We start from the raw sequence: 19,049 nt of genomic DNA, 5'->3' as shown, positions 1-19,049 counted from the left end.
CTTATTAATTCTATTGTATAAGCATGTTGTTAGAGTAGGTATTCCAACTTTAATTATATTAAATCTATACCAAGCCTTTCCTCTCCTTCAAAGAAAACAAAAAAACGCGCTGGCAAGAGCATAATTAGCTTCTCTCCAACACGTTTTATAGTCGTTAGTGAATATTTTTCTTTTTGAAACTGCCACCTTTAACTTCTGCAACATCGTAGACTACTACAAAGGCATTCGGGTCAATTTCACGAATAATATCTTTTATTTTACTTTCTTCCAGACGGTTAATGACACAAGTGATTTCTTTGAATTGTTCATTTGAGTAGCCGCCATAAGCATCTGTATAAGTTGCTCCACGACCCAATCGGTCACGAATAGTCTCGACCATGATTTCCGGTTGAATGGTGATGATTTTAAACGTTTTAGAGCCACTCAAACCTTCTTCAATAATATGAATGACCTTAGAAGCAATAAAATAAGCAAGCGCTGATAGAATAGCCCCTTGTAGGCCAAATACTGTTGAAACAACAATAAAGACAAACATGTTTAGAAATAAGATTAAATCACTGGTCCCAAAAGGTAATTTTCGTGAAAGTAAGACAGCTAACATATCTATCCCATCTAATGCTCCACCATTACGTAAGGCTAAACCCATGCCAAAACCGATAATAATCCCGCCAACAACGGTAATTAATAAGGTATCACCTTCTATAATCGTCGGTACATGATGCATAAGACTAGTGCCAATAGCCAGTGAAGCAATACCGATAACGGAATAAAGAGCAAAGCTTTTACCAATTTGCTTATATCCTAGCCATACAAAAGGGATATTAATTATGCCAATTAGCAGCCCTAGCGGTAAGCCAAACAGTTCAGAGCCAACGATGCTTAGACCTGTGACACCTCCATCTGAGACGTTGTTGGGTATCAATACGGATTCTAGACCATAGGCAGCTATTAGCGCCCCAATAATAATCATGAATACTTTTGAGAATATCTTGAGTTTATTTGATTTCTGTTTTCGCGTTTCAATCATTGAATTTCTCCGTTTCACATTGCTTAATTTAGTCCATAAAAATTTCCTCTAAAGGTCTTCCGTCACCTGGATTAAAATCAATCCCTAAAATCTTTGCCATCGTGGGGGCTATATCTACCATTTCGATGTCCCCTATATGATGCCCATTTCTAATCTTTTCCCCGGAGACAACCAAGTTGCATCTATAGCCGTCTTTATCAGGAGAATAGCCATGCGTGGCAAATTTAACGCCTTGTTTGTCCAAATCAACAATCGTTGGTTCATCCATACTTTCGTCGAAACAATAACCTCTCTTAGCCTCAAGCATATACTTTGTGGTTTGGCCCACATGAAAATAATCCAGTTCATCTCTAGCATACAATTTCTCTATACCTGAGGATTCATCTCTCATATTATCTCCAATAACAGCTAATGCTATTTGCTCAGCTTCTTCATCGCCCTGCCGGATATGCAAGTAAGCCGCTCCACCCCCACACTGAAAGTAAGCTCTCCACTTCATTTCGCCGTTCTCTTCATAGATCAGGCCCTTTTCCTGCAAAAGGTTGTTTAAATGCACCTTGTACCTAACATTAAACTGGCCATGGTCCCCCAAAATTAAAAAAATCGTATCATCCTTTATCCCCGCTTCATCCACTGCCTGCATAATATCGCCTAACCTTTTATCCATACGTGTGATTACCTGCATCACTTCGTCACTGTCAGTTCCATAAGCATGTTTGGCATCATCCAGATCGATCAGATGCATCATTAGAAGATTAGGTTTTTTGCGCTTAATCGTTTCTATAGCACATTTGGTCGTGAAGTCATCCAGATAGGGCTGCTCAATCCCCTTGCGGATCCGGCCATATTTCAGCTCCATATCCACGCAGTATAAGGGGCTTCCGCTTTTTAATATCTTCAGTGCCTGATTTTCGTTTTTGATGGCTCTGATTTCAGGTATATTGTATTGGATGGAGGATTTACCCGATACTGGCCATAGGATTCCGGCGGTGCTCATCTTATGCTCGCGCGCAACATCATAAATCGTTGGCACCTTGATCGCATTTCTAAACCAGAACCAATTCTGCTCCTCTTCCTTAATAAAGGGCTGAAACGGATTGTTGTGATGGATGCCATGCTTATCCGGATATACACCGGTTGCTATGGTGGTGTGCACTACATATGTGAGCGTGGGATACACACTTTTCAATTTATGGCTGTGGGCCCCGTTTTTAATTAATTCCGCTAAGTTTGGAAGCCGGCTGGCCAATGCCCAGTGGTCTTCTGAAAAGGCATCGTAAGAGATGACGATCAAATGCTTGGCCATAGCCGTTTGTGCTTTAATTGACTTCATAGAATAAGCCCCTTAGGTTCGTCATGTTCAGGCTGCTCTTTAGGTAAAGTTATAAATACGAATAATCCAATAATAAAAAGTGGGATAATCGCTAAAATACTAAATTTAGCATTACCTGTTAAGGTTGTTGTTAAAGACATTACAGCAGGACCAACAATGGCCGCGAACTTGCCAAAAATATTGTAAAAACCAAAGAATTCATTGGAATTCTCCTTTGGAATGATCTTCGCATAATAAGACCTGCTGAGCGCCTGAATGCCTCCCTGAGCGGAACCAATTAGCGCACCTAGAATAAATATATGCCACACTGAAGTGATAAAAAAAGCTGCGATGCAGGAAATGATATATGTAACAATCCCCACGATGATCAAAGTCCTGGCGGAGTATTTTTTGGCGAGATTACCATACAGGATTGCACAAGGAAAAGCGATGATCTGGATAACTAATAATATCCCCAGTAAGGTAAAGGTGTCAAAAGCATCCGCACCCAGAACCGATGTGGCATAGGGCACCACCATTTTAATAATCGTATCTACCCCATCAATATAAAGAAAGTACGCAATTAAGAAAACAAATACAACTTTATGCTGTCTAACATTCCTAAAGGTGTCCCCCAGTCTTTTAAAACTGTTGATTACAGGTCTTGGTTCAGGCTCAATATAATATCTCTGCTTTACATCTCTGATCATGGGTATGGTCAACAGCCCCCACCAAAGAGCAGTAATGATAAACCCAATCTGATAACCGATCGACTTATCCATCCCCATAAACAGAATCAATAGCAGGCTGATGCCAAATGGAATGACGCTGGCGATATATCCATAAGCAAAACCTTTTGTGGATACCTTATCCATCCTTTCATCAGTGGTTATATCCACAAGAAAAGAGTCATAAAAAATATTGGCTCCGGCAAAACCTATGACAGACAGGATGTAAAACACAATCAATAACTGCCACTGCCCGCTCGCAGGTGCAACGAATGCCAACGAAGCCGTAGCCAGCACACCGATCAAAGAGAAAAATAAGAAAAAGCGCTTTTTCTTATCCTTGTAATCTGCGATCGTGCCTAAAATCGGACTAAGGATAGCCACAAGAATACTAGCAATGGAGTTAAAGTACCCTAAATCCATGCTGCTGTTAACATTTGAAAACATGCCAAATACAATAGGCAATAATGCAGTTGTAACCGCCATCGAATAGGCTGAATTCCCGCAGTCATATAAAATCCATGATTTTTCCTCTTTGCTAAGTTTCATCTAACAGCCACCTTTTCACCTATTTGTAACTGTTATATCATTTCAGCATAAGAGCCATGTTAAATGAATGTTAATTACATCACAACTTCTTCATAAAAAAACGACCTTTTAAAATTGAAAGGTCGCTTACTCGCTTATATATATGAATTTAATATTTGACGATATATTCGCAATATTCATCCCCATTAACATTACATTTTATTTCCCGGACGGAAACCCGCTTTCCACGAATTTTAGTAAGTGCTCCTTCGATAATGGCCCCCTCCAGGTCACAAACCATTTTCCCTTCCATAATAGGTAACCCTTCGCAGAAACAATCGTGTACTGCAATCGTCATCCCCTTGTCATCTTCATGGGTTATTATAGGAATCCCTATCTTCAATTGTTCGAATAACTCGAATAGTTCATTAACCGAGGTAACACCAAACTCTTCCCCAATTTTTCTTCCTATAGTCAACGTTGTACCCTTACCATTCATGGGTAACGCTTGATATAAACCAATAAGTCTAATCGTTCTGAAAAGCTCCAAAGGTACGACATTACCTAAATTTTTTCTCTTTATTTTTTTCATATCTGTAAAAGTAAATTGATCCATGCCAGTAGCCTCCAATTGCTTATGTAATTTATATTTCAAATTTAATTGATATATTGAGTATAAACGTATCCAATAATTGCTTTGTGATCTTACGCACATCCTGATTTTTTGTAGAACCATAACAAAAAAAGCAACTTCCCTGTTGGCAAGTCGCTCCTTCATTCATTAGATGCAGCAGCATCTCAAATATGATAATCATAAACCCAAGGCAAAATAACCCTCACGCTAGTTCCAACCTGAACCTCTGAATCTACCTTAATATGCCCCCCATACATTTCAATTAATTGTTTACAAATCGATAATCCAATCCCTGTCCCTTTTTGCTTGGTAGTAAAGAAAGGGTCAAATATCCGTTTTAATTTATCCTGTGGAATTCCTTCTCCGTTGTCTTTAAAGAGTAGAATAATTTCGTTTGTCTCAGCAGCTGTGGTAACAGAAATATCTATTCTGCCTCTAAAAGCTGTGAAGGAATCGATACTATTTTTCAAAATATTAAGAATTACCTGCTCTAGCTGAGAGGCGCTTCCAAACGTTAGTACTTTTTCTAAAGAGCACTCTACTGAAAGTATAATATCATCACTAAGTATGAGTTGATTCACAATGTTATTAACTCTATGTATAACCTCCATAACGTTAAATACTACGCCGTTATTTTTCGTACTGTCACCTTTTCGAGCCAGTATTAGAAAGTCCGTTACTAATCCATTCAGAGCATCAATCTCTTTGATGGTGATATCCAGATATGCACGCAATTCATCCGCTTTGATCTCCGGCTCATTTAGCCTGATATTTACAAGCTGAGCAAAACCTTTAATCGAAGCTAGCGGATTTCTTATTTCATGCGCCATTCCTGCTGCCATTTGTCCCATAACAGCAATTTTTTGTTCATGTAAATTGTCAATCTGTTGATTTTTATTAGACAAATAACCTTGTGCAAAGCCAGTAAAACGGGTCCAGTTGCATTCCATTAAACGATTATAAAAAAACAATCGGATCGCGGAATCATCTACAAACTCTTCAATGATCTTAAACATAATATTCTGAGCGGTTAAATTTAAATCCTTGCTCATATCAAGTAAAATATCAAAATGATCACCGAATATTTCTGCAGTATAAACCCCTTGCTCAGCCCCCTCTTTTTCTAGCAGGTTTAAGTATTGATCGTAACCAAAAGAATCAAAAAACAAGGCTTCTACCATACTCATTAATATCGTACTGAATGATGAATCTAACAATTCCTTATGCGTCTCTACAAACCAGGAGAATTCGATGTTTTTCATAGTCATGGAATGATAATGCCTGTTTAAAATGATTGGAACTGCTAAGATTAATGACGAACGCAATTCATTTTCTTTGTATGACATTGTCATCCTCCTTCTTTGTAGTTTGTATTCAAGATATGTGTATATTTTCCTGCTTCAAAAACACAGTAATTCACTTTGTTTTAATCATCATATTATATTCTGGACTTGACTGTTAGAGTGGCATCGAAGATAATTACAACCTCACCAAAAAACCAAAAAAACTATAATTAGGAAGATCATTGATTTTGAAAAGGGGCGGTCGTCATTAGCTGGTTAAGTGATCTCTACAAATTACAGAAGCAGGAGCTAAAGAAGGACATCGAGCCCTCTTTAGTCAATGCTATCTTTCGCATGTATGATAAATTTCCCAGGATTGGACTTAAAGAGCGGATCGGCCAGCAGGATATGTCTCTAGATATCGCTGATGCCTATATTAATGGTCGTAACGCGATGATTGAAGCTGGAGTCGGCATCGGCAAGTCCTTTGCCTACCTCATTCCCAGCCTGCTTATTAACCAAATCTCAAGGCAACCGGTTATTATTGCGACATCCTCCATACAACTTTCAGAACAAATACATAAAGATCTGAGATTCATCGGAAGTCGGCTCGGATTTACAAGGGTACGTTCGGTAGTTGGAAAAGGCATGGGGCAGTATGCTTGCCGGTATAGGGCAGCAGATCTGTTCCAAGCGGATGATTCAAACGCCCCTCTGTCTGCGCTTGCTCAACAGATTGTCAATTATGAAATTGATGAGCGGGCAGATATTAAGGGCGGGGTTAGTGATGCAGTATGGTCTAACGTTTGTGTGAATGATTGCAAATTTGAACGTTGCCATTATAAAAGTACATGTACGTTTTATGAGATGAGAGCTAAAATTAATGCCAACGCGAGCGATATGGATTTTATTATCGTAAACCAGGATCTGCTCATCCGTGATTTAATTAAGAAAAAGGAAGGAACGAAGGGGTTAATCACTGAACGGCCGGCTCTGATCGTAATTGATGAAGCTCATAATCTGGAAGCGAAGGTTAGAGATGCAAGAACGCTCGAATTTACAAACCGGGGAACCTGCCGTATTCTGGATGACGCCTTACAGATTCTCTTCAAACAATCTGCCGATACAGAGCTTATGCCGCAATTTAAATTTATAAAAAGATGCGTTGGCCATATTTTTAAACAAGTTGAGGCAGACTTACTGCAAACAGCCAAGCAGGACAATGACCGTATAAAAATATCGCAGATCACAGGAATCCCCTTAAGACGAGCGGCACAGGTTTTAAAAGATTTTAATCTCAGCCTTTCCGTCTTAACTTCACGGCATGAGCGGGAGATTGACAATATTTTCGAAGCCATGAACGGACTTATCGACCTCTTTGATGTACTCGCCGGAGTAGAGGATAACTATCTGATCTGGGCAAGCAATACCCAGCGGGAGAGTACCCTTAGTATCTGCCCTAAAGGGATAAGCCAGTTTCTGAAATATACCTTATTTAACGGGAAAACCTCTGTTATTTTAACGTCAGCAACGATGTGTCAAAACGGAGAAACGCTGGAAGAACAATACGCTTATCTGACTGAGTCCCTCGGTTACAGGGGAGATTATATGGAGCGCCAAGCTTCACCGTTTGATTATGATAACCACACCATGCTGTATATTGCCAAGGACATCCCCTACTATAACCATCAGCGGCGGGAAGATTATCTTGAAGCGGCATACAAAGAAATGATGAGACTCTGTAATTTAACAGACGGGCGGACATTGGTTCTTTTTTCAGCTAAAGAGGATATGAAGTATATTCATAAGAAATTAAACTCTGAGAAGCTGGCATGGGCATTACATGTTCAAAGGGAAGGCTCGTCCCAGGACGGGGTGATCGCTGACTTTCGGGGCAGTAAAGGCGTTCTACTTAGTACCGGTGTATTCTGGGAAGGTGTGAATATCGAAGGTTCCGATTTGTCGCAGTTAATCATTTTTCGTCTGCCTTTCCCTGTTCCTGCCGATCCTGTCTATGAATATAAGACTTCGATGGCAAAGAATCCCTTGAAAGAGGTTTTTGTACCGGACATGCTGCTTCGGTTAAGACAAGGAACCGGGCGCCTGATCCGCAGTGAAACTGATCTGGGTGTGCTCAGCATACTTGATTCCCGCCTGTCCATTGCCGCCAAAAAGGATTACCGGGATCAGGTACTGGAAGCCTTACCTTTTAAAAAGGTTACTGAGGATTTCAAGGTTCTGGAGAAGTTTGTGAAAGAAAAAGGGATACAGCTTAGTGATACGTAGAGAGATGAAAAAAAGCAACCCATCCGCAGACAAGTCGCTTCTAAACCCTATAACGTTATCTGGCAATTAAACTACTTTATGTTTGTATACCCGCATCGCTATTAAATAAGCAACTACTAGAATGGCTATGCACCATATGATGGCTCCCCAAATATCATTGCCGACAGGCTGCCCCATCAGGAGGGAGCGAACCGCCTCTACTATAGATGTAACGGGTTGGTTTTCAGCAAAGGCGCGAACGACTGGCGGCATCGATTCGGTAGGCACAAAGGCCGAGCTGATGAAAGGAAGGAAAATAATCGGGTAGGAAAAAGCAGTCGCGCCGTCCACCGATTTTGCGGATAGTCCAGCAATTGCTGCGACCCAAGTTAGAGCCAGCGTAAACAATATCAGGATGCCGGCAACCGCCAGCCATGAGAGCACTCCTGCCGATGAACGAAACCCCATAATCAATGCAACAAGAATGATGACGCTAACTGAAATCGCATTGGATATCAGGGAGGTCAGCACATGTCCCCACAGCATGGTAGAACGTGCAATCGGCATAGAATGGAATCTCTGAAAAATCCCTTTTTGCACATCATTAAACAGGCGGTAAGCCGTATAAGTTACACCACTGGCAATAGCGATCAGTATGATCCCGGGCAATAAATAATTCACATAGTTATCCGTACCCGCCTGGATGGCCCCACCGAACACGTAAACAAACAACAGCATAAATGCAATTGGCATGATAGTTACCGTGATGATGGTATCCATACTGCGGAGAATATGGCGCATAGAGCGTCCGAGCATTACACTCATGTCACTGAAAAAGTGCTTCTTAATCATTTCCATTTACTTTCCCTCCTTTTTGCCGATGATTGCGAGGAATATTTCCTCCAGCGTCGGCTGCTTTTCAATGTACTCAACTTTTGCGGGCGGAAAACGCTTTTTTAGTTCTTCGAGTGTACCGCTCGCAATAATTTTACCTTCATGTAGAATGGCGATTTGATCAGCAAGCTGCTCTGCCTCTTCCAAATACTGCGTCGTCAAAAAGACAGTCGTACCGCCGTCGGCAAGCTCCTTAACCATCTTCCATACATCAATCCTTGCCTCAGGATCAAGTCCAGTGGTTGGTTCGTCGAGGAAAATAATCTGCGGTTTTCCAACAAGACTCATCGCGAGATCTAATCTCCGGCGCATCCCGCCTGAATAAGTGGATACCTTGCGATCCGCGGCATCGGTCAAAGTGAAGCGTTCCAGCAGATCGTCCGCAACTTGACGCGGATGCTTCTCATGGCGGAGCCTCGCAATCATGATCAGATTTTCCCGGCCGGTCAGAATCTCATCCACGGCAGCAAATTGACCCGTCAGGCTGATGGACTGGCGTACATAATCAGGCTTTGTGGCGACATCAAATCCGTTCACTGCAGCAGTCCCGCCATCTTGATTCAGCAAAGTGGTGAGGATTTTGACAATGGTGGTCTTGCCTGCACCATTGGAGCCCAGCAGAGCAAAAACGCTGCCCTGCTCCACTTCAAAATCCACCCCCTTTAAAACTTGAAGCTGTCTGTAGGACTTTTCCAACCCAACCACTTTAATGGACTTGTTCATTGCATTCCCTCCTCAAGGTTTTGTTAGCATATCTTTATGGAATTCTCCCCGCAAAACTCACTTCGGAAGCTCAGGCTTATAGAACTGTAACCTTTGTCAAATCAGCTTCCATGCCTTTGAGCGCAGCAAAGGTCAACTTATCCATCATTGCACCATCAAAGTTGATCGTTTTGATTGCACGATAAAACTTCTTGGATAACGAAAACCCGGAGAGGAATGACACATTTTTTAACGTCGCACCTCTAAACGAAATATCGTTCAGCGCCGACTTTTCAAACTTAACCCCGATAAAGGTCTGGCCGTCAAAACATAATCCCCGCAGATCAGAGGTTTTAAATTCCACACCGTCAAAGATACAGTTCTCAAAGATTGTTTTCGTGAGATCAGTCGTACACAGCTTGACGTCGGTCAGTCTTGCACTGATAAATTTCGCCCCTGTAAGTCCTGATGAGCTAAAGTTGGTGCGAACAAGAATAGATTTGTGAAAGCTCGCATTTGCGAGTTCAATGCCGGACAGATTGCAGTCGGTCAGATTAGCGCTGTCGAACTTGGCCTCGCCTACGTCACTGCCCGCGAAAGAACTGCCAGTCAAGTCAGCGCCTGTAAAATCTGAGCCCCGCAACGCGCTCACTTTAAAATCCCCTTTATGGGCGGTAACGCCTGCAAAATCGCTCTTCGATAAGTTGCTCGCCCTAAAGCTCGTCACCACCTGCCGCTCAAGTGAACGGGAGAGATTGGCAACCTCCTGCACCGTCTGTTCAATGTCGCCGATGCTGTCTATCGTCATCTTAAACGCCGTTTCATCATCCTTGCCTTCAGCCTTGAGTTCACTGAACCGCTCCTGCAAATCGGAAAGGAGGTCACTCTTTAATTCAGCAACGCTTTTTATCCCGTCATAGGGTGCGAATACGCCATTTAAATACATGTTTAATTTCTCATTCATATTATCAAGTCTCCTTATAATAAGTTTTCAAGCACACGCTTTGCGTACTCCCAATTAGTCTTGTTATTGGCGTAAACAGCTTTCCCCTTCTCGGTAATCCGAAAATACTTCCGTCGTCCCCCCTGAGACTCATCCCCCCAATACCATTCAATGTCACCGTCTGCCTCAAGCCGCCGGACGCTGGAGTACATCGTAGCTTCTTTTAATTCATACTCGCCTCCGGAACGCTCAGCAATCAATTTGACGATTTCATATCCATAACGATCGGCTTCGGACAAGAGCCGTAATACCATCGTATCGGTATGCCCTCGCAGCAGATCGGATGTGATTTTGTTCTCACTCATTTCATCACCTCATAATCGCATTGTATATCATACTACTGTGACAGTCAAGGTACTTTGATCATCATGTTTATACAAAATAAAAAAATGCCGTCCTTAGTTGTCTAAGACAGCATTTTTCTCTTTTAAGTCTGAAGTTCCAATTTACGCTAACCAGAAATAAGTTAATTTATGTCTGCTGGTAATTCACAGCTACCTGCCGGCAACCCTCACACAAAAATGCATAATAAATCCCCTCGCTGTCCTCGGCCTGTTCCATGTCCATTTGGGCAATAAACTTCATCGTCGTCGAACAGCAAGGGCACACAGGATATTCCGCATCCTGAATCCAAGCCGGATGTCCTCCAATCTGCGACGCAGGCGCCTCAAGCATCCAATACGAATTTTCATAGGTTCCCATCTGCCGTTCCGATAGCTGCATGGCATGCCATGCTATTTCTTCCCTGTCTTCATTTGCAGGCAAAAAATCAGGAACGGTATTATATTCACTCCACGAATATTGGCCATCCAGCTCCGCTTTCATAAACACGGTGCCATAACAATTACAATGCATGCAAGCTGCAACCCTTAACCGCTGGCCGGAAAGCTTCATAAATTGAACCAGTGGATTCTGCAAATCGTAATCAAACAGCACTGTCAATTTACCGCCACACCAAGGGCAGGAATGCTCACCCTCCTGCAGCGCCGCTACCGCCGTATGATCCCGATCCAGCTCATTTTTTCCGTCCCTGTTTACTTCAAAATGATAACTCTCGGGGTAAAAGAGCAGCCTTTTCCCACCGTCGGGATCTAATTCCCATCCTGCTTCGTGAGCATAGGTTTCCGGAGCCACATTTAACTCCGATGTCCATCGAGGCGGATGCTGCCGCCATGTCTCGAACTGCCGTACAACCTCTTTATCGCCAATCCAGGCCAATGCAAGCAGCAAATGATTACGGTTTTCCGAGTCATGCTCTAACTGATGAATGATCATATCGCGGATCTCCTGACCCGCTTCTTTATAGAGAATACCGGGATAATACTTCCCTTTGTGAAAAAAAACCTCCAGCCCCCGTTCAATGAACGCACTTGAAAAACATATAAGCGACAGTAAAATAGCCTCAGCCTGGTCAAAATCATCTTCTTCCATCAATTCAATGGCGTAGGATTCCAATCGCTCCCTTTCGCTTTCAGTCAGTTGACGATACAACTCTTGCGCGGTTTTGTGATAGGAGATTTCGTGTTCAAGCGGGCTCCATCTCCGCGGTTTGTGCATGATTTTAAGAATTTCAACCGGATCATTCACACCTGCGTACAAATCAATGTCTTTTCGATTTTGTTCAATATAAGCCTTTTGCTCCAGCGCAAGCTTCCTTTGATGACAGGGCATGCAGATTCCCCCCGTCTTTAAAGCAGTTGCAGGAAGTATGCTTCCCTTGCAGCCTGAGGTTTGGCAGGGTATACGCTCGCTCATCGTATCTCTCCTATTCTGTATAAGTTATTCTCAAAGACTATTATTAATAAGCTAAACTGCATTATAGAATTAGCTATATTATAGAATTAGCTGCATTAAATATATCACCGGATTTAGCAGCTTTAAATTCATTTCAGATTTCAATTGGATATATCCCCCACCATCACCTTAAACGGAAACAAAAAAAGGTCAACCAAATATTTCTGGTTAACCTGATAAACGAAAACTCCCCCGGATAAAGAAGAACCGGTGCCCTTGTATTAGGCTTAATCCGTAATCTTCACATTTCCAAACACAGCCTTATTCCTCGAGTCATCCCCGGGATTGCTAAGTGCTATGCCAATATACACCTTGCGGTTCATCGGAATCTGAACAGTTCCGACCGTTTGCCAGTTATTCCCGTTCGTCGAAATAGCCCCTTTGAAGGTATTTCCACTTCGGGTCAGCTTTAGCCATCTTGGAGCCGAGGCAGCCGCAGTCTGATCAACCATATTGCCCGCAGTCTCTGCACGATACTGGAAGGTGGCCCCATTCTCGGGGGTAAGCATCATATCTGCGTGCTTCGAATTATGACCCAGCGACTCCCGAATCATAATGCCGGCCTTGGCCCAGCCGTCCAATCGGCTAGTGGACTGCACTTTAACAATAATCTCCGCATCGCCCCGCACGGATTGGTATATATAATTCAGTTGATCTCCATTTCCCCAGATATCCGTAGAGCTGCTGCTGAGTGTAAATTGCTCATTGGAAGAATTGTAGGTAACATTCCCCGGCATGGAACCAATATTTCGCGCCTCCCACCCTGCTGGTAATTGAGCCGGATAATCTTGTTCTACCGGAGGCGTCCAGCCTGGCGTAGGCCAGGTTTCACGTTCTTTGATATTGGCTAGCTCATCTTCTGGCCAGGCCCCGTAAGCAAAGAACGACAGACGCTTCACACCTGGATAATTCTCGCGGATTCCCTTGTAAATCTCCTGATATTGATCATCTGTCCAGTCATTATCCAGCGTCGCAACAATTTCCACGTCACTGCCGCTAATCCGGTCGCTCGTATCCTTCAGGATTCCGTAGGAAGTGCTGTATACCCAATCACTGTTGAACTCCCAGTCATCAAAGTACGCCATTGGTGCAACAAAGTCGATATCATCCTTGAATTTGGCTACATTCTGCCCAACTTCAATGAATTCTGGCGGCAAAATATACACGCCGAGCTGCACATCCGGCTTCGAGGACTGGGTGATATCCTGACGGATATCGCCCACATACTGTCCGATTTGTTCGGTTCTCCATTCATTCCACTGCTCACGCTGAGGCGAATCTGTCTCGAAGTCAATGCTGAGCGGTGAATACCCGAACTGCGCCTGATACTTCAGGGCCGTGTAATCACTGACGTCCATGTTGTAATTGTCGAAGCGGATCCAATCCAGCACAACGCCATCCACATCATAATTCTCGATTACTTCCTGAATAATGGAACGCTCATACTCCTGCACTTCATGGTGAATCGGATTGACGAAGTATTCGTTGCCGTTAGAACCTGTAAACGGTGTCTGAACCCCGTCAACCAGCGCCTGCATCTGCCATTCATCGTGCTCCAGGAAAGCCTGCTGATCATGGAACTGCGGAATCCAGGCATGAACCTTGATTCCTGCAGCATGGGCTGCCGTTATGACAGCCTGCAGGGCATCGAAATTCTGGTAGCCTTGGGCAATTGGTGCGATATCACTCTGATAAAATACACTTCCAGACGGAACCTCATCATCTTCATCCTGCTTCACGTTCATGCTAATAACATCGACGCCATAGCTTGTAGACAGCGCGATGAAATTCTGGACATCCGTCATGTTCTTAAACTGGTTTACGGTCCGTACAATAACTTCCGTTTCGAAAGGGGGGTTACTCTCCTCTTCGGCCATAACAGGAACGGAACCACCGGCTATCGAAGAAACCAACACGATGCTTAACAGTGCTATGAACCTCGATCTCAACGCAAATGCCATAATCTCGCCTCCACAATTATAAGATTTTATAAATAGTCTTATTTCGTCGCGTTGATTTTCTTAACATTTTCCTGCCATTTTTCGGTTCTGAATTCAAGCAGCTTAGCAAGCCCCGCTTTTTCGGTGTTCTTTTTAGCTGTCTTTAGCGCCGACAACACCGCTTCATCCGACTTCGCCTGAACCATCTGGGCGTAAGCAAGGGTATAAATATCCCCGATATTCTGTGCGATGATGCCGATCTCCGTATCCGGAATAGGATCGGTATTTACAAACTCCGTGATATCCAACGCGGTTTTCCAGGTCACCGTGGACTGCGCCACGGTCTCCCAGGATTTCTGGTTCGCGGAAAGCAGCGCCTCGAGGCTCATTTTCGCCGTATCAATAAAGGTCGTATTTCCCGCCCAGTTAAAGTCCTCGAATTTCCGCATCGTTTCCGTACGCTCGTTAGCAGGAGTCGTCTTGTATTTCTCGTTCGGGATTGGAGCTCCGTCCGCATCCTCTTTATCCCAGTACAAGCCTTTAGGACCGAAGAAAAGCACCTTCTGCCCCTCCGGACCCGTAATCCAGTCAAAATAAGCGAAGATGGCCTCCGGATCCTTGGCCTTTTTCGTAATGACATTAACGTTCCAACCCAGCGTCTCAAAGCCGCTTACAAACACTCGTGTTTTGTCTAGTCCGGATTTATGAATCGGCCATATAATCTCATAACCGCTGTCCGGATTATTCGCTGTCAGTGCCCGGTGTCCCTCTGCTCCATACGTAGTGATATTGGATTCGACCATGACTGCTACCCGGTTGGTATTGACCTTTTCTTTGACCGCATCCTGGGTTTGCTGCAGTGCATCCTGCGTAATCAGCCGTTCACGATACAGCTTATTAATATACAGCACCATCTCTTCGTAAGCAGGATCATCCAAGATAGATGACAGCTTGTCGCCATCCGGATATCCCATGAGTGAAATAAACTTACTGGTGGAGTTCTCCTTAAAACCACCATACATAATTTCCAGACCTGCCCCCTTCTCCCCAACCTCCAGAGGTACTACATCCGGATACTTTTCTTGCACCTTAAGCAAATATTGATACAAATCATCAAAGGTCTCCAGCGCCGGTCTGCCGAGTTCGTTATAAATATCTTTATTCACCATCCATCCGCCGTTGCCGAATTGCCCGGATGTATACCAGTTCGGGATTTGATAGATTTTCCCGTCTTCTGAACGGAGCAAATTCAGGGTGGATTCCTTCACATATTTCTTGAAGTTCGGATACTTCTCATAGTAATCATCCAGCGCAACGAGTTGTCCTGCCTGCACCAGCCGCTCCACTGAGGATCCCCGGTCAGTAAAAATGACATCCGGTAAATCACCGCCGACGATCATCGTGTTGAGCTTTTCTCCGGCCGCTCCTCCGGATTGTATGGGTTCAACAGTAACCTTACGGTTCTCCTGAATCCATTTTGTCGCCTCATTATCCCCCCAGGGTGATGTCGTAAGCCAGTCATAGTTTCCATAGAAGCTGAAGGTGACGGGCTTGATCCCGCTGCCGTCATCTGTGGCGGCCTCAGTATTCAGATTTTTCTCGCTTGTGTTTGGTGAAGTGTTAGAATTTCCTCCTCCGCTACAGGCAGCGAGAAGAAGCACCAGTGAAGTCAGCAAAAGAGATACCCATTTCATACGATTGCGCATCTTTTCCCTTCTTTCTACATAATATGGAGACTGCTATTCTTTCATCGAACCAATCATTACGCCCTTAACAAAGTACTTTTGGAGAAAAGGATACGTCAGGATAATTGGAATGGTAGCGATCATCATCGTAGCCATAGTCAGTGACTTCGTGGTAATCGTCCGATTCCGGTTCATATGATCCAGCGCGATAGCATTCGATGAGCCAATTTGGGTCATGATGTTGGAGTTCATAATCTGGCGCAGCAGGGTCTGTATAGGGAGCAAGTGATCCTTTGTAATATAGATCGCTCCCGTAAACCAGTCATTCCAATAACCTACTGCGGTGAATAAGGCAATCGTGGCCAGCACCGGGCCGGAGACGGGAATGACGATTCGGAAAAAAATGCCGTAGTTGCTGCTTCCGTCGATTTTGGCAGATTCCTCCAAACCCTCCGGCAGAGCATGGAAGAAGGTGCGGATGACAATCATGTTCCAGACACTGATGATGCCGGGGATAATCAGCACCCAAAAGGTGTCCAGCATACCCAAAGAGCGAACTAGTAAATAACTAGGGATGAGCCCTCCACTGAAGAACATCGTAATCATGAAGAACACCATATATTGTTTTCGAAAAAGCAATGTCTTCTTGGACATTCCGTAGGCTAACAGTGCCGTGAAAAAGACAGACAATGCCGTGCCGCTTAACGTTCTAAGAATGGTGATCAGAAAAGAATTCAGCAGGCGTTGATCCTGAAACACAATATAATAATTTTCCAGGGTAAAAGCTCTCGGTAACAAGGTTACACCGCCGAGCGCCGTATCGCTCCCTAGATTAAAGGAAATGACCAACGCATTCCAAAACGGGTATAGCATGAGTAACGCCAGCAGCGTCAAAAGGGTATAAATACTCCGCTGCATGATTTTGTCGCCTAGGCTTAGTCTCATTGTTCACTCCTCCTAAAAGGTTTATGGAGCATCGGAAGCATTCGCTATGAGTAGTAGTACTACCAGAGACTAACATCTGCCCGGCGAGCGATTTTGTTGGCCGTCACTAGCAGAATGACACTGATCACCGCCTTGAATAGCCCTACCGCTGTCGCATAAGAGAATCTGGCATTTAAAATCCCAACACGGTACACATAGGTGTCGATAACATCGGAGTAGGGTCGCAGAATTGGATTGGTTGCCAGCAGCAAAATGTCCTCGAAGCCCGCACTGAGCAGACTGCCGATGGCAAGAATCATAAAGATAATGATAATGGGGGTAATGCTGGGGAGTGTAATCAAGTGAATTTGCTTAAACCGGCTTGCTCCATCTATAGAAGCGGCCTCATATAGGGTTGGATCAATACCTGCAATCGCGGCCAGGTAGACAATGCTCCCGAATCCGACCTCTTTCCATACATTTACGCTTACTAGAATCGACCAGAAGTATTTGGGTAACGCCAGGAAGTTAACTGGCTCCCCTACCAAATTGAATCGCTCCAGCAAATAGTTCACCGTTCCGTTATCAACGGATAACAGCGAAAATACAAAACCGGATACAATAACCCAGGACAGGAAATAAGGTAAATAGCTGACGGTCTGGATAATCCGTTTAAAGCCCATATTCCCGATTTCATTCAGCATCAGTGCAAGAAGAATCGGGGCAGGAAAAGAGATAATCAATTTAAGCAAGCTAATCACAAGGGTATTTCGCATCACATTCCAGAACTCCGGCGCCTCGAAGAACATTCTGAAATGCATAAATCCAACCCAGGGGCTCTTCATAATGCCGCCAAAAATATCGTATTGCTGGAATGCCATAACCACGCCATACATCGGAATGTAGCTAAAAATGAATACAAAGATAATTCCCGGCCAAACCATGGACTGCAAATCCAATTGACTGATAAATTTCTTCCATCTACGCGGTTTCTCGGCCGTGTTCATCCACTTTTCCTCCTCTGGACGATTCTAGTGAAACAACGGCAACAACGATTTGTTCTTCTCCAGCATTTCATCCAGCAGTTGTTCAGCTACGGTGACCGAAGGCACGAGCGGATGATGAACCATAGCCTGTAGGGCTATATCCCGGTCTCCGTGCACAGCCGCCTCGATGGTGAGGCTCTCGTATTGCTTGACCGCGGCCAGCAAGCCTTTGATGGGCTGAGGAATTATACGCAGCGGAATCGGCAGCGGGCCTTGCTTGGTTACCATACAGTTCACCTCAATAGAGGCATCGTCCGGCAAGAAGTCAATCATTCCGTTATTCCTTACATTCAACGTCTGGATATCGCGGGAATCATTATAAATGGAGCGCATCAGCAGCACTGCCGCCTCCGAGTAGTAGGCTCCGCCGCGCTGTTCCAGCTGCTTGGGCTTTTCCTTCAGCGCTACGTTCCGGTACAGTTCAAACAGCTCTTCCTCCACCTTCTTCACTACCTCAGCGCGCGATCCAGTCGTTGCTGCTGCTTCCTTCTGTTCCGCAAGCATCGCGTCCGTCATATAGTAATAGCTCAGGTAATAAGAGGGAATCGCTTTCAAAGCATTCAGAAACCGGTAGTCCCAGGAATCAAACGGCACATTGCTTGCCTTGTAACTCTGCGGGTAATCAATGAGCTCCTGCAGCTTGCTTTTACCATCAATCACGATATCGGATACCCAGTGCAGATGGTTGATGCCGACAAACTCCGCGTAGATTTTCTCCATAGGAAGTCTGAAGAATTCGGAGAGCCACTTTTGAAAACCAATCGGCGAGTTGCACAAGCCTACGCTTTTTACCGATGAGTATTTGTGAACAGCTTCAGTCACCATACCGGCCGGATTCGTAAAATTCAGCAACCAGGCATCCGGAGCCAGCTCCTCAATGTCTTTGCAAATATCCAGAATGACCGGGATGGTCCGTAGACCTTTCATCATCCCTCCGGGACCTGTCGTCTCCTGGCCGATGACATTGTATTGAAGCGGAATTAATTCATCCCATTTGCGCGCTTCCAGCATGCCTACCCGGATTTGCGTACATACAAAGTCCGCTCCGGCAATGGCTTCCCTGCGCTCAAGCGTCTGGACCACGGTAATCGGCAGTCCGGACTCAGCAATCATGCGTTTGCTCAGTTCTGCAATCGTATGCAGCTTCTCCCTTCCCTCCTCAATATCCACCAGCCATACTTCGCGAATGGGAAGCTCTTGGTGATGCAGGATGATGCCTTCAATAAGCTCAGGCGTATACGATGATCCCGCTCCGATGACAACCAGCTTCAATGTTTCCTCCAT

The 19,049-nt window shown here is 44.3% G+C and carries 16 protein-coding genes; 1 reads left to right on the top strand and 15 read right to left on the bottom strand.

What is annotated here, in order from left to right:
• Positions 1 to 154: 154 nt before the first annotated feature.
• From MHI25_RS07525 to MHI25_RS07505, 5 genes are all read right to left on the bottom strand, one after another.
• Positions 155 to 1,027 carry a YitT family protein gene (locus MHI25_RS07525; protein WP_036675789.1) on the bottom strand — a complete coding sequence of 291 codons (873 nt, stop codon included), beginning with the start codon at positions 1,025 to 1,027 and terminating at the stop codon, positions 155 to 157.
• Positions 1,028 to 1,055: 28 nt separating this feature from the next.
• Positions 1,056 to 2,360, bottom strand: coding sequence for an ectonucleotide pyrophosphatase/phosphodiesterase (locus MHI25_RS07520; RefSeq protein WP_339172281.1), 1,305 nt, complete (start codon positions 2,358 to 2,360; stop codon positions 1,056 to 1,058).
• Positions 2,357 to 3,616, bottom strand: coding sequence for an MFS transporter (locus tag MHI25_RS07515; RefSeq protein ID WP_076098890.1), 1,260 nt, complete (start codon positions 3,614 to 3,616; stop codon positions 2,357 to 2,359). The genes MHI25_RS07520 and MHI25_RS07515 overlap by 4 nt, the downstream gene beginning before the upstream one ends.
• Before the next feature lie 148 nt (positions 3,617 to 3,764).
• Positions 3,765 to 4,211 carry a V4R domain-containing protein gene (locus tag MHI25_RS07510; protein ID WP_076185335.1) on the bottom strand — a complete coding sequence of 149 codons (447 nt, stop codon included), beginning with the start codon at positions 4,209 to 4,211 and terminating at the stop codon, positions 3,765 to 3,767.
• 182 nt (positions 4,212 to 4,393) lie between these two features.
• The gene (locus MHI25_RS07505) at positions 4,394 to 5,575 is read right to left on the bottom strand and encodes an ATP-binding protein (RefSeq protein WP_076125275.1); all 1,182 of its coding nucleotides are present in this window, start codon (positions 5,573 to 5,575) and stop codon (positions 4,394 to 4,396) included.
• Positions 5,576 to 5,866: 291 nt separating this feature from the next.
• Between MHI25_RS07505 and MHI25_RS07500 the strand changes: the two genes are divergently transcribed.
• Positions 5,867 to 7,798: an ATP-dependent DNA helicase gene (locus tag MHI25_RS07500; protein ID WP_256715761.1), complete on the top strand. Its 1,932-nt coding sequence runs from the start codon at positions 5,867 to 5,869 to the stop codon at positions 7,796 to 7,798.
• Between the two features lie 66 nt (positions 7,799 to 7,864).
• Here the strand turns inward: MHI25_RS07500 and MHI25_RS07495 are convergent, their stop codons facing one another.
• The 10 genes from MHI25_RS07495 to MHI25_RS07450 all read right to left on the bottom strand — a co-directional run bounded on the left by MHI25_RS07495 (position 7,865) and on the right by MHI25_RS07450 (position 19,049).
• Positions 7,865 to 8,635: an ABC transporter permease gene (locus tag MHI25_RS07495; RefSeq protein WP_036675795.1), complete on the bottom strand. Its 771-nt coding sequence runs from the start codon at positions 8,633 to 8,635 to the stop codon at positions 7,865 to 7,867.
• Positions 8,636 to 9,394, bottom strand: coding sequence for an ATP-binding cassette domain-containing protein (locus MHI25_RS07490; RefSeq protein WP_036675796.1), 759 nt, complete (start codon positions 9,392 to 9,394; stop codon positions 8,636 to 8,638).
• Between the two features lie 76 nt (positions 9,395 to 9,470).
• Positions 9,471 to 10,337, bottom strand: coding sequence for a pentapeptide repeat-containing protein (locus tag MHI25_RS07485; RefSeq protein WP_076125280.1), 867 nt, complete (start codon positions 10,335 to 10,337; stop codon positions 9,471 to 9,473).
• A gap of 14 nt (positions 10,338 to 10,351) precedes the next feature.
• Positions 10,352 to 10,681 (bottom strand): PadR family transcriptional regulator, encoded by a 330-nt coding sequence (locus MHI25_RS07480; RefSeq protein WP_036675798.1) that lies wholly within the window; start codon positions 10,679 to 10,681, stop codon positions 10,352 to 10,354.
• 166 nt (positions 10,682 to 10,847) lie between these two features.
• Complete coding sequence (locus MHI25_RS07475; protein WP_076308016.1) at positions 10,848 to 12,131, bottom strand: DUF1963 domain-containing protein; 1,284 nt, start codon at positions 12,129 to 12,131, stop codon at positions 10,848 to 10,850.
• 266 nt (positions 12,132 to 12,397) lie between these two features.
• Entirely contained in the window at positions 12,398 to 14,131 is a 1,734-nt protein-coding gene (locus MHI25_RS07470; RefSeq protein ID WP_340395192.1) for a family 10 glycosylhydrolase, read from the bottom strand.
• Positions 14,132 to 14,169: 38 nt separating this feature from the next.
• Complete coding sequence (locus MHI25_RS07465; RefSeq protein ID WP_339247232.1) at positions 14,170 to 15,816, bottom strand: extracellular solute-binding protein; 1,647 nt, start codon at positions 15,814 to 15,816, stop codon at positions 14,170 to 14,172.
• Positions 15,817 to 15,849: 33 nt separating this feature from the next.
• Positions 15,850 to 16,740 carry a carbohydrate ABC transporter permease gene (locus MHI25_RS07460; RefSeq protein ID WP_076185342.1) on the bottom strand — a complete coding sequence of 297 codons (891 nt, stop codon included), beginning with the start codon at positions 16,738 to 16,740 and terminating at the stop codon, positions 15,850 to 15,852.
• A gap of 59 nt (positions 16,741 to 16,799) precedes the next feature.
• Positions 16,800 to 17,726: an ABC transporter permease subunit gene (locus MHI25_RS07455; RefSeq protein ID WP_076185343.1), complete on the bottom strand. Its 927-nt coding sequence runs from the start codon at positions 17,724 to 17,726 to the stop codon at positions 16,800 to 16,802.
• A gap of 24 nt (positions 17,727 to 17,750) precedes the next feature.
• Entirely contained in the window at positions 17,751 to 19,049 is a 1,299-nt protein-coding gene (locus MHI25_RS07450) for a 6-phospho-beta-glucosidase (protein ID WP_340395191.1), read from the bottom strand.

This window comes from Paenibacillus sp. FSL E2-0177 (genome assembly GCF_037992975.1).
Lineage (GTDB): Bacteria > Bacillota > Bacilli > Paenibacillales > Paenibacillaceae > Paenibacillus_AQ > Paenibacillus_AQ odorifer.
This window is presented reverse-complemented; position numbering and strand designations above follow the sequence as displayed.